The organism is Tessaracoccus sp. MC1865 (genome assembly GCF_017815535.1).
Taxonomy (GTDB): domain Bacteria; phylum Actinomycetota; class Actinomycetes; order Propionibacteriales; family Propionibacteriaceae; genus Arachnia.
The window spans coordinates 2,008,777-2,024,777 of the sequence record NZ_CP072596.1; the positions used below are offsets into that span (position 1 = coordinate 2,008,777).

A 16,001-nucleotide genomic window follows, 5' to 3' on the forward strand; every position below is an offset into this window, starting at 1 on the left:
GCCTCTGGTGAACCAGCCCGCCACACCGTCACTGCATGAGGTGTCCCAACTCGCCAGCCGCATCGCCGCGGAGATGGCGCGCGTGATCGAGGGCAAGCCCCACCAGATCCGCATGGCCGTGATCGTGCTCCTGGCGGAGGGACACCTTCTTATAGAGGACGTCCCGGGCGTGGGGAAGACGGTCCTGGCGAAGTCGCTCGGGCGCGCCATCTCCGGTGACGTCAAGCGCATCCAGTTCACGCCGGACCTGTTGCCCAGCGACGTCACCGGCGTGTCGGTGTTCAACCAGTCGACGCGCGAGTTCGAGTTCAAGCCCGGCGGGATCTTCGCCCACATCGTGCTGGGGGACGAGATCAACCGCGCGTCGCCCAAGACGCAGTCGGCCCTGCTCGAGGCGATGGCGGAAAGCCAGGTCTCGGCAGACGGTAAGACCTACCAGCTGCGTCAGCCGTTCATGGTCATCGCCACCCAGAATCCCATCGAGATGGAGGGCACCTATCCCCTCCCCGAGGCCCAGCGGGACCGCTTCATGGCCCGCATCACCATGGGGTATCCGGCCCGCACCGCCGAGGTGGCTATGCTCACCCACCACGCCAGCGGTGACCAGCTCGCCACGGTCAGCGCCGTCACGGACGCCGCCTCCGTCGCCGCCGCCATCGACGCCATCCGGGGCGTGTTCGTGGCCCCGGTGATCAACGACTACATCGTCAGCATCGTCGAGGCCACGCGCCAGCACCCTGATCTCCGGCTCGGCGCCAGCCCCCGCGCCTCCCTGCACCTCATGCGCGCGGCGCGCGTCGAGGCAGCTCTCGGTGGGCGTGACTACGTCATCCCCGAGGACGTGCGCTCCCTCGCCGTCGAGGTGCTCTCCCACCGGGTGCTGCCCACCGTCGAGGCCCAGGTGGCGCGCCGCGACCCGGCAGACATCATCACGTCCGTGCTGGCCTCGGTGCCCACCCCTGCCAGGAGCTGACCAGTGCGTCGAGGCACCCGGCTGACCGGACGCGGCATCACGCTGCTGCTGAGCGGGGCGCTGGTCATCGGCGGCGCCGCCTACATCGGTGAGGTCGACGTGTTGTGGGTCGGCCTGGTGATGGCTGCGCTGCCGCTGCTGGCGCTGGGCTACCTCGTCCTCGCGCGTCCCCTCGTGACCCATGAACGCTCCCTGACCCCACCCACCATCCCCGTCGGCACGTCCACCAGGGTGGTGCTCCACGTGCTGAACCAGTCACCGGCCCAGGCGTCGGCGCTGCGGTTCCACGATGCCGCAGACGATTCGCTGGGCGGCGGCGCGTCGTTCGTCATCGCGCGCGGCTTCGGCGAATGGAGCCAGGCGGTGGGCTACACCGTCGAGGCGCTGCGCCGCGGCCGGTTCAGCGTCGGCCCCCTGTGGGCCCAGGCCGGCGACCCGCTCGGCCTGGCGCTGCGCGGCTTCGTCGCTCAGGGACGCGATTCCGTGCTCCGCGTGACGCCGCGCATCTGGCGGCTCGACGACCTGGCCGGGGGCGCCGGGCTCGGGAGCGCCGGCGACGCCACCCCCCAACGGATCGGCTCGGCAGGCGCCGACGACGTCCTCGTGCGCGAACACCGGCACGGCGACGACATGCGCCGGGTGCACTGGAAGATGACGGCCAAGAAGGACGACCTCATGGTGCGGCTCGAGGAGCACCCGTGGGACCCGTCAAGCACCCTGATCGTCGACACGCGCCGCAGCGCGCACCTGGGCGACGGCGCGGACGGCTCCCTCGAGTGGGCCGTCTCCGCCGTCACCTCCGTGGCCGCCCTCCTGAGCGAGGGCCGCCACAAGCTGGCCATCATCGCCCCCTCCGGCCGCGTCTTCGAGACGGGGCACAGCGTGGGCGAGGCCTCGCGCCAGTTGATGATCGAGGCGATGACGGACCTTCCCACCTCGGAGGAGACGTGGCTCGGCTCCGCCGTCGACGACCCTGAGCTGCTGACCTCGGTGGCCTCGCTCGTGGCCGTGACCGGCCTCCTGTCGAACGCGGACGCGGCCGCCCTCGCCGCCGCTGGCGGACGGGCGCGCAGCCTGATCGCCCTGGCGCCGGACGCCTCGGCCTGGGACGCCGAGCACGACGAGCACCGCGAGGCGATCAGGTTTCTGCTCGGCCGGGGTTGGCGCGTCGAGACGTTCCGCCCGGGTGAGCCGGTTCCACAGGTGTGGCAGCGGGTGACGGCATGAGGTTCACCCACCACCCGTTCTCGCACGTGATCGTGGCCGCTGCCGTGTGGTTGTCGATGCTGCCGCTGTCCACGCTGGTCTCCGACACCCAGCAGGTGTGGGCGCACGCCTGGTTCATCCTGGGTGCGGCCGGCACAGTCGGGCTCGTCATGGGGCTGCTGCGGGCGCCGCGGGCGCTGGTCCTCTTCATCCAGCTGCTCGTGATCCTCGGCGTGCTCGCCTGGCGCGGGTTGTCGCTGGCACCGCGGGGGGATCCCCTGGCCTCGCTTCGGGCGCTCACCGCAGACGGTGTCGAGGTGATCCGCACCGGCGTGCCGCCGCTGGAGCCGGAACCCGGGTTGGTGTGGCTCTGCCTCATCCTCGCGGCCCTGTTGGTGATCATCGTCGAACTGCTGGTCAACGGCCTCGAGCAGCCCGCCTGGACGATCGCGCCCCTCGCGTTGACCTACGGCGTCGCGGCGCTCGTGCGCATCGACGACCTCGACTGGCTGCTGCTCGTGCCCGTCGTCGCCGGCTTCATCGCCATCCTGTTGAGCTCCACGGGCGCGGGCGAAGCGGCGGGCACGGCCTCCCGTGCGAGCTCCCACCACCTGTCGCGGGTCTCCGTCGGGTTGGCGTTCGGCGCTGCCGCGCTGGTGGTGGCGATCCTGGTGTCGGCCATGGTGCCCCTGGGAGACAAGCGTCCCTGGACGGAGGGCGGCCAGGACGGCCCCATCCAGCTCAGCGACCCTACCGTGCGGCTCGACCAGGACCTGCGCCGCCCCACGGACAGCCCTGTGCTGACGTACCGCACGAGCACCGGTGGGCCGGTGTACATGCGCACCGTGGCGCTTCCCAACCTCAGTTCCTCCGGCGCCGGACTGGTGCCGATGTCGCTCAGCCGCTCGGGGCTGGACGGAGACCACGACTTCCCCGGCGAGCAGGTGACGGTCGACGTCCAGATGGACGCGGTGCCGTCCGAGTACCTGCCGGCCCCGTTCGCGGCGGCCTCCTACGAGGCGGAGGGAGCGTGGAGCCACGACCCGGACACGCTCGCGATCGTCGCCTCGGGCCCGAACCGCACGCAGCAGACGGTCAACCTCGGCTACCGCGTCGAGTCCACGCTGCCCTCCCCCACGCGCGAGGAGGTGTCGCAGGCGAACCCCGGCAGCCTGCCGAGCGCCGTCACGCGCGAGGTCCCCGCCGGGCTCAGCCCCGCCGTCACCACCCTGACCAGCGACGTGGTCGCCGGCGCGACCACCGCGGGCGAGAAGGCCCTGGCCATTCAGCGGTTCCTGCGCTCGGACGCCTTCCGCTACACGCTCGAGGCCCCCAACACCGCGGGGACGGACACGATCTCGAGCTTCCTGCTGGAGGCCCGCTCGGGTTACTGCATCCACTTCGCCGCCGCGATGATCACCATGGCCAGGATAGAAGGCATCGACGCCCGGATGGCCGTCGGGTTCGTCCCCGGTGAGCAACAGGCGGACGGCAGCTACCTGGTGACCTCGCACGACGCCCACTCGTGGCCCGAGTTGTACTTCGAAGGCCTGGGCTGGGTGCCGTTCGAGCCCACCCCCGCCTACCAGGGCGATCCGGAGTACGTGGACCCCTCGGCGATGCAGCCGGCCACGAGCCCCTCGCCGTCGCCGACGCCCAGCGCGGCGCCCACCCCGCAGCCCACCACGGTGCCGCCCACCATGCAGCCGGTGCCGACGGCGCCGACCACTGTCGACGAGGGCCCGGGGCCGGTGGTCCGCGCGCTGCTGATCGCCCTGCTGGTGCTGCTGGCACTCGCTCTGCCCGCCCTGATCCGCCTGGGTCTGCGCGCCTCGCGTCTGCGGTCCGACGGCGACCCCGGTCAGGCGGCCGACGGTGCGTGGCGGGAGGTGCAGGCGATGTTCGCCGACTACGGCCTGCGCTGGCCCGAGGGCTCCCCCGGACCGGCCGGCCGCGAGGCGGCGGAACAGTTGTCACCCCGGGGCGCCGAGGCTCTGGCCGCCATCGCCGCGACGGTGGAACGCAGCCGGTACGCCCGCGACGGGGCGCCCGTCACCGACCTTCCCGCGGAGGTGGGCACGCTGCGCAATGCCCTCGTCGGCCGGGCCACCCGGGGAGCGCACCTGCGTGCCGTGCTGCTGCCCGCGTCGCTGTGGCGGCTGGGCCGGTAGCCAGATTGCTCTTGGGGTTGGGGATTCCCCGGCATAGAATGGTCGCCACCGGTAGTAAGGGAGAAGGCCATGGCGCTGTCTGAACAGGAACAGAGGCTGCTAGAACAGCTTGAGGCGTCGTTGAAGGCTGAGGACCCGAAGCTTGCCGACGCACTCAGCGGCACCACGCAGATCAAGTTGCACCGTCGTCGCGCCGCCATCGCAGGGCTCGTGTTCATCGTGGGCGTCGTGGTGCTTCTCGTGGGTGTGCAGGTCCATCCGGCCGTCAGTATCGGCGGCTTCCTGTTGATGCTCGGCGGCGCTCTCGTGGGAATCAGTTCCTGGCGTCGCGTGTCTGACGACGCGCAGCCCAGTCGGCCCCGTTCAGGCGGCCCCCGCACCTCCCCCGGTGCGGGATCCAGCCAGGACTTCATGGACAAGCTCGAGGAGCGCTGGCGTCGACGTCAACAGGGCGACCTCTGAGCCTCAGACCAGCTGCATCGTGGTGATGCAGGTGGGGTCTTCGATGCCGGTGGAGATCTCCTGCGTGGCGGACTTCCCGTCCTGGCCCACCGTGATGGTGGCCTGGATACCCGCGGGTAGCCAGAAACCGACGAACCCGTTGTCGTAGGTGGTGACCGTCTCATCGACGAGTTGCTCACCCTCTGCCGTGACGATGGAGACCTCGATCTCCTCACCGGCCAGCTCACCCTGGCACGAGGCCAGGTTGTGGTTGTAGCACTCGTGGGTCTGCGTCAGGTAGGGCGCCACGGAGAGATAAAAGCCCTCGTCGACGGGCAGCGTGACCTCAGCGCCGGTGTCGTCACTCAGAACGAGCTCTCCCGGGCGGACGGAGCCGTAGGGGCCGGCCTCCCGGTCATCGTTGGTGGCGTCGAGGCTGGCGACGATCTCGCGTACCGACCTGCCGTCGAGGTTGTGCTGCGCAAGGAAGTCCGACTCGGCGGACGCCGACGTCGCGGTGGTGCCTACAGGTTCCGGGGCGCCGGAGCAGGCCGCGACGACGGGCAGCAGTGCGACTGTGGCCAGGGCGATCAGGGTCTTCTTCACTTAGGGTCCTCACGTCTGATGGTGTCGCCAACGCTATACCGGGGCGGGGTACCGGGACTGTCTGGGGTGCGTTAGTGGTCACGAGGCGTGGAGCGCGGGCCGACGGGTGAGTCTGGCCCGCTGCACCGCCTTCGGGCCGAAGCGCAGCACCGCCCTGTCCACCGCCTGTTCCGCTTCGCTCCACCCGTGCGCCGGCTCGTCGAGGGCGGGCTGCTCGTAGGTGGTGGCCTTCGGCACGAGTTTCTCCATCCGCACGCCCACCCGCCGGATACGGGCGCGCTGCAGGTTGAGTTTGCCGTAGAGCCGCATGGCCTCCGCGTAGACGTCGTTGGTGCGGTCTGTGAACGCCTTGAGCGTGCCGGTACGGGTGATGGTGGTGAAGTCTGCGAACCGGACCGACAACGTCACCGTGCGGCTCACCATCTCCTGCGCCCGCATGCGGGCGGCGGTACGCTCCGCCATCCGCAGGATCTCCGTGGCGACGATGGCGGCGTCGTCGGTGTCTCGGGCGAACGTCTCCTGCGAGCCGACGCTGTGCTCCGCCGGTTGACGGGCCAGCACCGAGCGCTCGTCGCGGCCCCAGGAGAGGTCGAACAGCATGGCACCGAGGTTGTCGCCCATGGCGCGCTGCAGTGTGGCCCGGGGCGTGTTCGCCAGGTCCCGTACGGTCTCCAGCCCCAGCTTGCGCAGTTTGCCGGCAGTGACCTCCCCCACTCCCCAGATGGCATCGACGGGCAGCGGGTGCAGGAACGCGATCACGTCCTGGGCCTGAACCAGGCGCAAACCGTCCGGCTTTGCCTGCTTCGAGGCGAGTTTGGCAATGAACTTGTTGGGGCCGATGCCGACGGAGCACGCCACGCCCTGCTCGTCCATCACCTGCGCGCGCAACTGCTCCCCGACGGCGACCGGGTCCTCGCCAAGGCGGCGCATGGCGGTGGTGAGGTCCATGAACGCCTCATCGATGGAGGCCATTTCCACCTTGTCCGTGAACGTGTCGAAGATCTCCCCGATGCCGGTGGAGACCGCACCGTAGTGGTCGTGGTCAGGGTGCACGACGGCCACCTGGGGGCAGAGCCGCCGGGCCCTGCTCGACGGCATGCCGGCGGTGATGCCGTAGCGGCGTGCCGGGTAGTTGGCCGACAACACCACGCCCCGGGTGGAGCCGCCGACGAACATGGGCACGTCGCGCAGCTCGGGGTGGCGCGCCATCTCGACCGAGGCGTAGAACGCGTCCATGTCCACGTGCACGACGACCTGCGGGAGGCCGCCCGTGGAGGCTTGGCTGCGGGCGGTAGGCATGGGGATCACCTTCCTGAGCTTCCGGGGCTGGAGTGCCACAGTTTGCGCGGGGCATCCGCGGCACCGGTGCCCGCCGGTTTGATGTCTGAGTAGGGGGACTGCTTGAACCCGCTGGCATGCACCAGCACCCGTCTCCGACCCATCCCGCCGGCACGGGTGTGGTTCTGCGGATCCGGCGGCGGTTCCTCGCCGTCGGCCGGGAGCGGGGGCTCTGGCGCGGCTTGGGGTTTCTCAGCAGGCTTCCACTCCCCCACCAACGAGTAGCCCTCGGGCACCTCGTCGAGGATGGCCGTCACAGCGGCGACTGCCTCAGCCTCTGTCGCCCCCTGGTCCAGCGCAGCACGCCAGGCCGCGTCCAGGGTGCTCAGGTCCCAGGCGCCGGTGGCTCGGATGGAGAGGCCGCGGGTGCCGGTGCGCCGGATGAGTCCCCGCACCAACAGGATCCACGACGCGAACACCGTGGCCGCGTACGGGCCTTGGACGTCCTCGAAGAAGGTGGTGTCCACCGGGCCGGTGGAGTCGTCGAGGGTGAGGAAGATCACCCGCCGGCCCGAGCGCACCGGAGGGGTCTGGGTGGCCACCTTCACCCCCGCGACGAGCACCTCGTCGCGGTTACGGCGCTGCAGCAGCGTGCGGGAGCTGGCCGCACCGATGGCGCGCAGCAACGGAAGGTAGCGCTCCATGATGTGGTGGCTGGCATCCAGCCCGAGGATCTCGAGTTCGGCCTTGAGCCGCTGCTCGTCGTCCATCTCCGCCAAGCCGGTGGGCACCACGTCCGCGGTGGGTTCGGCCTCCTCGTCGCCGAAGCTGAACGCGCCCTGCAGCGCCCCCACCCGGCTGTCGGCGCGGCGTTCGCGGTGGAGGTCTGCCAGCGCCAGCAGGAGGTCGCGCCGGGTCACCTGGGTGCGCCGCTGAACGGGGGCGCGCCGTCCGATGCCGTAGAGGCGGTCGAACGCGCCGGCCAGGATGAGCCGCTCCACGACGGGTTCCGAGACGTTCGCACGGGACCAGAAATCCGTGAGCGACGTGTAGGGCCGGGCGCCCACGATCTGGCGCATCTCCTCCTCCGAGATGCCCTTCACATCAGACAGCGACAGCCTGATTCCCCAGCCCTCCACGCGGGGCAGTCCGTCCCCGTCTGGACCGGGGTGCCCGTGGGCACTGAGCGACTGTGCTGAGGGATGCTCCATCGCCAGGTTCTCCGGGAGCCGCACCGTCTCATCGGTTCCGGCCACGTCGTCGAGCGGTTCCGCCCGGTAGTCCTGCACGCTGCGGTTGACGTCGAGGCCCAGCACGGCGATGTTCATCCGGCGTGCCTCCTCCAGCAGCAACCGCTTGGGGTACATCCCCGGGTCATGCGTGAGGATCCCTGCCAGGAAGTGCGCGGGATAGTGCCGCTTCAACCATGCCGACTGGTACGTGGGCAGCGCGAAGGCCGCCGCGTGCGCCTTGCAGAACCCGAACGAGGCGAACGCCTCGAGGATGGCCCAGATCTCCTCACACAGCGGCTCCGGGTAGCCGTTGGCCAGCGCCTTCGGCACGAACCATTCCTTGACCTTCACCTGGCCCTCACGATCTCCCAGCGCGCGGCGCACCTCGTCGCCCTGGGCCAGCGAACAGCCGGTGACGATGGAGATGATCTGGATGATCTGTTCGTGGAAGACCACCACCCCGAAGGTCTGCTCGAGGGCGGGGATGAGGCTGGGGTGGAGGTACTCCGGTTCCGTCCAGCCCTGCCGGGCCTCGAGGAACGGGGTGACCATGTCCGACTTCACGGGGCCGGGCCGGAACAGGGAGATGTCGACGATGATGTCGTGGAACGTCTCCGGCCCGAACTTGCCCACCAGTTCCCGCTGGCCGGGCGATTCGATCTGGAAGCAGCCCAGCGTGGCGCGGTGGGCGATCATGTCGTACACCTCCCCGTCGTCGAACGGGGCGAGCGCGTCGATGTCCGGCGCCGGGCCGGCGGTGCGGCTGATCTCCGTGAGCGCGTGGGCCATGGCCGACTGCATGCGGATGCCGAGCACGTCGAGTTTGAGCAGGCCGAGGTCTTCGACGTCGTCCTTGTCGAACTGGCTCATGGGGTAGCCACCGAAGCTGCGCTCCAGCGGGGTGCGCTGGCCGAGCGAGGAGTCGCTGAGGATCACGCCGCAGGGGTGCAGCGCGATGTGCCGGGGCAACCCGTCGAGCGATTCGACCAGGGAGAACAGCATGTCGAGACGCTCCTCCCCCAGCCCCGCGGCCCGGAGTTCCGGGAGGTCGCGCAGCGCCGCGCGGGCGTCGCGGGCACGGATGTGCGGGAAGGCCTTCGCCATGGCGTCGATCTCCGCCGGTGGGAGGCTGAGCGCAGCGCCGACATCGCGCACGGCGTGGCGCACGCGGTAGGTCTCGATCATCGCCACGCACGCCACGCGCTGCTCGCCGAAGGTGGCCAGGATCTTGTCGTAGACCTCCGTGCGGCGCGCCGATTCGACGTCGAGGTCGATGTCGGGCAGCGCCACGCGCAGCGGCGACAGGAACCTCTCCATGATGAGCCCGTACTTGATGGGGTCCACCCCGGAGACGCCCAGCGCGTAGTTGACGAGGCTCCCCGCTCCGGACCCGCGCGCGGCGCAGCGGATACCCAGGTCCCGGATGAGGCCCACCACGTCTGCCACTGTGAGGAAGTACGACTCGAACCCCAGCTTGCCGATGACGGTGAGTTCGTCGTCGAGGCGTTCCAGGGCCTGCCCGTCCAGCGTGCCGTAGCGCTCGGTGAGGCCGGCCTCGCAGCGGGCGCGCAACACGCCGGCCGCCTCCTCCGCGGTGGTGCCGAGGGTCTCGAACTCCGGCAACCGGATCTCGCCCAGGCCGATGTCGCCGATGGGGTCCAGCATGCACCGCTCCGCCAAGCCGCGGGTGGCTGCCAACAACGCCGACGCATCAGGGCGCCCGGCCAGCAGCGCGGCCTCCCCTGCGGCCAGCGTCATGGCGTCGGTGCCCTTGAGGTGGCCCTCCGCGTTGCGGCGGTCGATGTTGCGCACGTCCAGTGGGACGAGGCGGCGTGCGGAGTCGAGCACATCGACGGTGGCGGCCTGCTCCCGCCGGGCCATCCGCACCATGTTGGTCAGCACCACGGGGACTCCCAAGCCGTCCCCCAGCCTGATGAGGCCGGCGGCCTGGTGCGCCGAGGCGACTCCGCGGCCCCCGGTCTGGTGGTTGGTGGCGGCGAGGAACAGCCCATCCCCCAGCTCCGTGCGCCACTTCCGCACCTCGTCGGCGGCCTGGGCGGGCCGGCCGGCGACGAGCAGCTCACCCGGTTGCGAATCCGCGCCCAGGAGCACCACCACGTCGTGGCCGGCGCAGTGTTGCGCGATGATCTCACGGGTCACCACCGGGTCTGCCCGTTCCCCGGCCTGCTGGGCCGCGGTGATGAGCTGACACAGCGTGCCCCACCCCGAGCGGGAGGTGGCCAGCACTACGGCGCGCGGGAGTCTCTCGTCGCGCAGTTGGCCACCCCGTACCGCAGTGGGCCGGCGGCGGGCCAGCCAGCCGTCGGGTCGCACCGCGAGATCAACGCCGACGATGGGCGCGATGCCCGCGGACAGGCACGCCTTGGCGAAGCGGACGGCCCCGTAGAGGCCACCGCGGTCTGTGATGGCGAGCGCGTCCATGCCGTGGGCGACGGCCTCCGCCACCAGCGCGCTGGGGTGGGAGGCGCCGTACTGGAAGGAGTAGCCGGAGGCCACCCTGAGATGGGGGAACATCAGTCGAGCACCGCCTGGAGCACCCAGTTCTCCGCGCCGACGGTACGGGCCAGTTCGTAGACGCCCCGGTGGCGTCCGTTGCCCGCTTCGACGCGCCAGACCTCCAACTCTCCGAGGAGATCCGACCCCACCGCCCGGTCGACGCTCTCGCCGCGGGCGGCGCGAGCCTGCTGCCCCGCCCACCACGGCGTGGCGCGGCTCCACCGGGCCTGCACCTCTTTGACCAGCAACAGCCTGTCGCGCCAGATGAACTGTCTGGGCTCTTCTCTGAACAACACGAAAATGGGGTCGTCGTACCTGCGCATGGGGCCACCTCCCGGGGAACACTCGAATAGAACACATCATGCTTTTCGACCCGGGAACCCCGGCCCGGCGCAGGGGTCGAAGCCGCGCCGGGCCGGGGTGGCCCCTCACCTCACGCTTGATACGGACCAGAGCTTCCCCGAACTAATCGAACAAGCGTGCGGTGATCTTCACTATAGATCGACCGTCCGACAAAAGAAAAGGGCGCCGGTGATTCGTGCGCAGCTCCCCCCGGCGCCCGGTCGGAGGGGCGCCGACAGCCCTGGCGCGAAGCCCTACGATCAGTCTTATGCTCATCGTCAGAGGCGCCACGCTGGCCGGTCTGGCTGCCGCCGCGCGGCTCGCCAGGCTCGGGCATGAGGTGACCCTGGACGCGGCCGGGCACACCGTCGACCCGCTGCCGCAGACCATCGTGCTGCCCGCCACCTGGCGCGACCTGTTCAAGAAATCCGGCGCCCACCTGGTCACCGCGCTCAACGGCGCGGGGCTGGCCCTCACGGAGGCGCCAGCGCGCCGCTACCACCTCAGCGACGGCACCACGCTCGACCTCCCGGCGGAGCGGGGTGCGCAGTACCACGCCTTGGCCGCCACTTTCGACCCGGAGGAGGCGGCGCGCTGGCGCGACCTGCTCGACGACCTGCTGCCGGTGTGGGAGGCCTTCCGCCGGCACGCCCTGGAGGGCACGGAGCCGGTGCGCACGAAGCAACAACGGGCCACGCTGTGGCTCGACCGCAACGTGGTAGACCTGGCCAAGAGGCTCCGGACGCCGCTGTCAGAGGTGGTGCTCTCCCTGGGCCCGGAGAAGCCGGGCACGGCCGCGCTCCCGCTGCTGCTGGAACGGATGTTCGGCCGCTGGCAGGTCACCGACGACGCCGGGGCCCCGCAGCCCGCCGAGCGCCTCGTCGACCTGCTGCGCCAGCGGGTGGCCGAACGGGGGGTACGCACCGTCGACTCGCACGACGGGCCGGCCGACATCGACTGTCGGCCCCACATGCTGAGGCCTCATTGGTGGCAGCGCCGAGCAACTCTCGGCACCCCGATCGACGACGGCCGGCAACTTCGCGCCTCCGCCACCTCACCCGCAGGTGCGGCCCCCTGGGGGCAGTTGGCGAGCGCAGCCCTGGCCGTCTACGCGCTGCATGAGCGCCTCACCGGCGAGGACCCGCGCCCGACCAACAAGGCGTTCACGCCGCCCCGGCTGGGGCGCCGGGGCTAGGGCCGCGTCGGCCGGCGCAGCCAACCCCACAGCAGCAGACCCGCCACCACCACCACGGCCCCGACGACGGCGAGGTCGGGGATCCGGAGACCCACCTCGCGCAGCCAGGACTCGAGGTGGAACTGCTGCGTCGCGTCGAGGATGCCGCCGATGCCCGCGGTCGCGTCCGTGGTGATGAACAGCACCCCGACGCCGATGAACAGCAGGCCGGAAACGAGACCCAGCGAAGAGGTGGTGAACGGGCCGATCCTGACCGGGCGGGGCCTGAGCCGCTCCCCCAGCCGCAGCCGGTCCCACAGCAGCGCCAGGATCACCAGCGGCACCACCATCCCCGCGCCGAACAGCGCGAGCAGCAGGCCGCCCCGCACGGCGTTGCCGCCCACCGCCGCGACGGTGAGCACCGCGCCCAGCAGCGGCCCGGTGCAGGCGCCGGCCAAGCCATAGGTCATACCGAGCAGCACCGCCCCGATGGGGCCCTTGGGGTCGCCACGCTGCGCGAGCCCGGGGATCGGCAGCCGGATGCCCAGCGCCATGATGAGGCCGAAGAGGATGAGCACGATGCCACCGACGAGTGCGAGGGTGTCGCGGTGCCTGGTGAGCAGGCCGCCCAGCGCCCCGGCAGCCAGCCCCAGCGGGACGAGCGTCAGCAGCAGGCCCACGTAGAACAGCGCGGTGCGCCCGATGAGCCGGGCCCGCTGATCCCCGAAGGCATAGGCGAAGAAGGCGGGCAGCACCAACGCCGCGCAGGGGCTGAGGATCGCCGCGATGCCGCCGAGGAACGCCCCCGCATAGCCGATCGTCATCCGAGCTTGGCGGCCTCGGCCTCGATGACGCGCTCGAATTCGGCGATCGGCTGCGCGCCGGTGAAGAACTGGGTGCCGACGACGAAGGCCGGCGTGGCCGACACACCCATGCCCTGCGCCTCCTGCGAATCCGTGAGCACGGCCTGGCGCAGTGCGGGCTGCGCCCAGTCGGCCTCGAACTGGGCCGCGTCGAGGCCCAGGTCTGCGACGATGCCCATCACCAGATCGTCGGGGATGTCGGGGTGTCCCTGGTTCGGGGTGGCGGCGAAGATGGCGTGCTGAAACTCAAAGTACTTCCCCTGCAGGCCGGCAGCGCGCGCCGCCGTGGCGGCCTTGACCGACTCGTCGCCGAACAGCGCCAGGTCGCGGAACTCGATGCGGAGCGTGCCGTCGTCGATGTACTTCTGCAGCAGGGGCAGCGTCTCCTCGGCGAAGACGGAGCAGAACGGGCAGCGGTAATCGGCCCACTCGGTCAACACGACGGGGGCGTCCAGTGCGCCCATTGCCATGGGGTCACCCTCCAGGCGGCGGGGGAACTCATCGCGCACCCACTGCTCGTACCCGGCCTGGTCGGCACCGGCGTCGGTGCCCTCCTCCGGCGGCGGGGCGGCGGCCGGATCCTCCTGGGCGGGAGCCTCCGTGGCCGGCAGTTCCGCCACCGGAGCCTCCGTGGTGGGAGTGCCGGCCGCCGGCGCCTCAGCGCCGGGGACCGCCGCGGGAGCCGCGCTCTGCTCGAGCGGCCGAGTCTGCGAGAACGCGATCAGCGCGACCACCAGCACCAGGAACAAGCTCAGCACGATCCACTTGTCCTTCGTCATGGTCATGCGTCCGGTCTGCGGGGGGCTGTTCATGGCTCACTCAAATCACTCTGGCATCACTGTGTTCGCCCCCACTCTGCCCCATCCCCCGGAAGGCATCCAATCCAGGGTCGGCTCCGCGGGCGGCCCGCCGCTGTCCGGACGGTTCAGGTGGCGTTCATACGGGGGTAGTAGGGTTGACTGTCTGTCTTTCACGGAGGAAGGTCTGATTTGACCACCACATCGCGCGCTGACCTGGAACGCGAAATCGCCCTGGAACAGGCTCACGTCGACAGGGTCTACGCCAATCTGACCACCGCGACGGCGAGCGCCAAGAACCTGGCCCAGCAGGGCAGGGAGATCTTCATCTCCGACCGCACCGATTTCCTCCGCGAGGAGGACGGCACGGCGTTGTTCGAGCGCGACGCGTTCGCCTACCAGGCCGCCAAGCGGCTGGCGATCCTCGACGCGGAACACGAAGGCCTCGTCTTCGGACGCATCGACCTCACCACCGACGAGGTCCGCTACATCGGCCGCATCGGCGTGCGCGACGAGGACTACGAACCGCTGGTGATCGACTGGCGCGCGCCCGCGGCCGAACCGTTCTACCGCGCCACGCCGGCCGAACCCATGAAGGTCATCCGCCGGCGCGTGCTGCGCTGCCGCGACGACAAGGTGGTCGGCCTCGAGGACGACCTGCTGGATTCGTCTGCCGCGACCGACCTGCCCATCCTCGGTGAAGGCGCCCTGATGGCGGCCCTCAGCCGGGCCCGGGGCCGCACCATGCGCGACATCGTGGCCACCATCCAGGCCGAACAGGACGAGGCGATCCGCGCGCCGTACCAGGGGGTCACGATCATCGCCGGCGGCCCCGGCACCGGCAAGACCGTGGTCGCACTGCACCGCGCCGCCTACCTCCTCTACACCAACAGGGCGCGGCTCGAGAAGGGCGGCGTGCTCGTCGTCGGCCCCTCCAGCGTCTTCATGAACTACATCGAGCGGGTGCTGCCCAGCCTCGGTGAGGACTCCGTGACGCTGAAGGCCATCGGTTCGGTGGCCTCCGACGTGTTGGGCTTCAGCACGGAACGCGTCGACCAGGCGGCAGCCGCCACCATCAAGGGGTCGCTCGCGATGCAGAAGGTCCTCAAGCACCTCGTGCGCGCCCCGCTGCCGGAACACGACGTGGACTCCGTGCGGGTCACGGTCAAGGGTGAAGTGCTCGGGCTGGGCGCGAGGGAACTGCACCGGATCCGCGAACAGGTGCTCTCCAGCGTCAAGCTCAACAAGGGCCGCCGCATGGCGACCGACCTGGTCGCGGCGGCACTCATCCGCAAGTTCCCGGGCGATGTGGAGATCGAGCCACAGGAACTGGAGGCACAGGTGCGCGAACACCCCAGCCTCCACGCCTTCATGCCCCGGTGGTGGCCACTGCTCAGCGCGACGCGGGTACTGGCCCGACTGGCCGACCCCGCCGTCGTGGCAGAGGTCGCCGCCGGCGAGCTCGACGAGGACCAGCGCGCCTGCCTCGTCTCCTCCTATCGTTGGCTCGAGGCCGCTGACGAGGGCGACGAAATCGTGCGCGGTTGGTCCGTGGCCGACATCGCACTGCTGGACGAGCTGATCCACATCCTGGGCGTGCCGCCCGAGGACGTCGACAAGGAACCCGACGTCTTCCTCGAGGGCGGCGCTGTCGCCGAGGTGCTCACGACGGCGGACCTGTTGCGGCACGAGAGGCACGTGGATCCGGATGAGGACCCGCACAACACCTACGCCCACATCCTCGTCGACGAAGGCCAGGACGTGACGCCCATGCAGTGGCGGATGCTGCGCAGACGGGGGCCCCAGTCGTCGTGGACCATCGTCGGCGACCCCGCCCAGAGCTCCTACCCCAACCAGGAGGAGACCAGCCGGGCCCTCAACGAGGTCGTGGGGCGGGCGGCCAGCCGCACCTTCACGCTCTCGACGAACTACCGCTCCCCCAGCGAGGTGTTCGAGTTCGCCGCCAAGGTCATCACGAAGGTCTTCCCGGACGCAGACCTGCCCAAGGCGGTGCGCTCCACCGGCGTGGAGCCCAGCGTCGAGGCGACAACCACGGAGGCCCTGCCACGGGCGCTGCGCGAGCACCTCCTGTCGGTCGCGGCGAAGGTCAACGGAACCATCGGCGTGATCGTCCCCCCGTCGCGGTTGCGTGCCGTGCAGCTGGGCGTGTTCCAGGATCCCCGCCTCGCGGCGTTTGAGGACCGCCTCATCGTGGTGACGGCGCTCCAGGCCAAGGGCCTCGAATACGACGGAGTGCTGGTGGTCTCGCCGGACGAGATCATCGCGGAGTCACCGGGCGGCGCCCGCGTCCTCTACGTGGCGCTGACCAGGGCGACGCAGAAGATGATCACCCTCGACGTCGACACTTCCCAGTGGCGGGCGCTGCTGGACTAGGTCTCCA

The 16,001-nt window shown here is 70.5% G+C and carries 12 protein-coding genes; 6 read left to right on the forward strand and 6 right to left on the reverse strand.

Features of this window, described 5'->3' with window-relative positions; translation table 11 throughout:
• Positions 1-4: 4 nt before the first annotated feature.
• From J7D54_RS09365 to J7D54_RS09380, 4 genes are all read left to right on the forward strand, one after another.
• Complete coding sequence (locus J7D54_RS09365; protein WP_370585851.1) at positions 5-973, forward strand: AAA family ATPase; 969 nt, start codon at positions 5-7, stop codon at positions 971-973.
• Between the two features lie 3 nt (positions 974-976).
• Positions 977-2,200, forward strand: coding sequence for a DUF58 domain-containing protein (locus J7D54_RS09370; RefSeq protein WP_182763635.1), 1,224 nt, complete (start codon positions 977-979; stop codon positions 2,198-2,200).
• A complete protein-coding gene (locus tag J7D54_RS09375; protein WP_182763636.1) occupies positions 2,197-4,350 on the forward strand; it encodes a transglutaminase family protein in 2,154 nt (717 codons plus the stop codon). Before J7D54_RS09370 ends, J7D54_RS09375 begins: the two co-directional genes overlap by 4 nt.
• A gap of 69 nt (positions 4,351-4,419) precedes the next feature.
• On the forward strand, positions 4,420-4,812 hold the full coding sequence (locus tag J7D54_RS09380; RefSeq protein WP_182763637.1) for a DUF3040 domain-containing protein: 393 nt from the start codon (positions 4,420-4,422) through the stop codon (positions 4,810-4,812).
• 3 nt (positions 4,813-4,815) lie between these two features.
• Here the strand turns inward: J7D54_RS09380 and J7D54_RS09385 are convergent, their stop codons facing one another.
• The 4 genes from J7D54_RS09385 to J7D54_RS09400 all read right to left on the reverse strand — a co-directional run bounded on the left by J7D54_RS09385 (position 4,816) and on the right by J7D54_RS09400 (position 10,747).
• The gene (locus J7D54_RS09385) at positions 4,816-5,397 is read right to left on the reverse strand and encodes a CueP family metal-binding protein (protein WP_182763638.1); all 582 of its coding nucleotides are present in this window, start codon (positions 5,395-5,397) and stop codon (positions 4,816-4,818) included.
• Positions 5,398-5,475: 78 nt separating this feature from the next.
• On the reverse strand, positions 5,476-6,696 hold the full coding sequence (dinB, locus tag J7D54_RS09390) for a DNA polymerase IV (RefSeq protein WP_182763639.1): 1,221 nt from the start codon (positions 6,694-6,696) through the stop codon (positions 5,476-5,478).
• Between the two features lie 5 nt (positions 6,697-6,701).
• Positions 6,702-10,442, reverse strand: coding sequence for a DNA polymerase III subunit alpha (locus tag J7D54_RS09395; protein ID WP_182763640.1), 3,741 nt, complete (start codon positions 10,440-10,442; stop codon positions 6,702-6,704).
• A complete protein-coding gene (locus J7D54_RS09400; protein ID WP_182763641.1) occupies positions 10,442-10,747 on the reverse strand; it encodes a DUF6504 family protein in 306 nt (101 codons plus the stop codon). Before J7D54_RS09400 ends, J7D54_RS09395 begins: the two co-directional genes overlap by 1 nt.
• A gap of 287 nt (positions 10,748-11,034) precedes the next feature.
• Between J7D54_RS09400 and J7D54_RS09405 the strand changes: the two genes are divergently transcribed.
• Complete coding sequence (locus J7D54_RS09405) at positions 11,035-11,961, forward strand: hypothetical protein (RefSeq protein ID WP_182763642.1); 927 nt, start codon at positions 11,035-11,037, stop codon at positions 11,959-11,961.
• On the opposite strand, the gene J7D54_RS09410 is transcribed toward J7D54_RS09405, so the two are convergent.
• A complete protein-coding gene (locus J7D54_RS09410) occupies positions 11,958-12,764 on the reverse strand; it encodes a cytochrome c biogenesis CcdA family protein (RefSeq protein ID WP_182763643.1) in 807 nt (268 codons plus the stop codon). The genes J7D54_RS09405 and J7D54_RS09410 overlap by 4 nt on opposite strands.
• Positions 12,761-13,615, reverse strand: coding sequence for a thioredoxin domain-containing protein (locus tag J7D54_RS09415; protein WP_182763644.1), 855 nt, complete (start codon positions 13,613-13,615; stop codon positions 12,761-12,763). The genes J7D54_RS09410 and J7D54_RS09415 overlap by 4 nt, the downstream gene beginning before the upstream one ends.
• Before the next feature lie 177 nt (positions 13,616-13,792).
• Here J7D54_RS09415 and J7D54_RS09420 point away from each other — a divergent pair, with 177 nt between their 5' ends.
• Positions 13,793-15,994: a UvrD-helicase domain-containing protein gene (locus J7D54_RS09420; RefSeq protein ID WP_182763645.1), complete on the forward strand. Its 2,202-nt coding sequence runs from the start codon at positions 13,793-13,795 to the stop codon at positions 15,992-15,994.
• Positions 15,995-16,001 lie beyond the last annotated feature (7 nt).

Excerpts from the sequence above, each read along its gene's own strand:
- J7D54_RS09375 (WP_182763636.1), top strand. The coding sequence starts at position 2,197 with ATGAGGTTCACCCACCACCCGTTCTCGCACGTGATCGTGGCCGCTGCC.
- J7D54_RS09380 (WP_182763637.1), top strand. The coding sequence starts at position 4,420 with ATGGCGCTGTCTGAACAGGAACAGAGGCTGCTAGAACAGCTTGAGGCG.
- dinB (WP_182763639.1), bottom strand. The coding sequence starts at position 6,696 with ATGCCTACCGCCCGCAGCCAAGCCTCCACGGGCGGCCTCCCGCAGGTC.
- J7D54_RS09395 (WP_182763640.1), bottom strand. The coding sequence starts at position 10,442 with ATGTTCCCCCATCTCAGGGTGGCCTCCGGCTACTCCTTCCAGTACGGC.
- J7D54_RS09400 (WP_182763641.1), bottom strand. The coding sequence starts at position 10,747 with ATGCGCAGGTACGACGACCCCATTTTCGTGTTGTTCAGAGAAGAGCCC.
- J7D54_RS09405 (WP_182763642.1), top strand. The coding sequence starts at position 11,035 with ATGCTCATCGTCAGAGGCGCCACGCTGGCCGGTCTGGCTGCCGCCGCG.
- J7D54_RS09410 (WP_182763643.1), bottom strand. The coding sequence starts at position 12,764 with ATGACGATCGGCTATGCGGGGGCGTTCCTCGGCGGCATCGCGGCGATC.
- J7D54_RS09415 (WP_182763644.1), bottom strand. The coding sequence starts at position 13,615 with ATGAACAGCCCCCCGCAGACCGGACGCATGACCATGACGAAGGACAAG.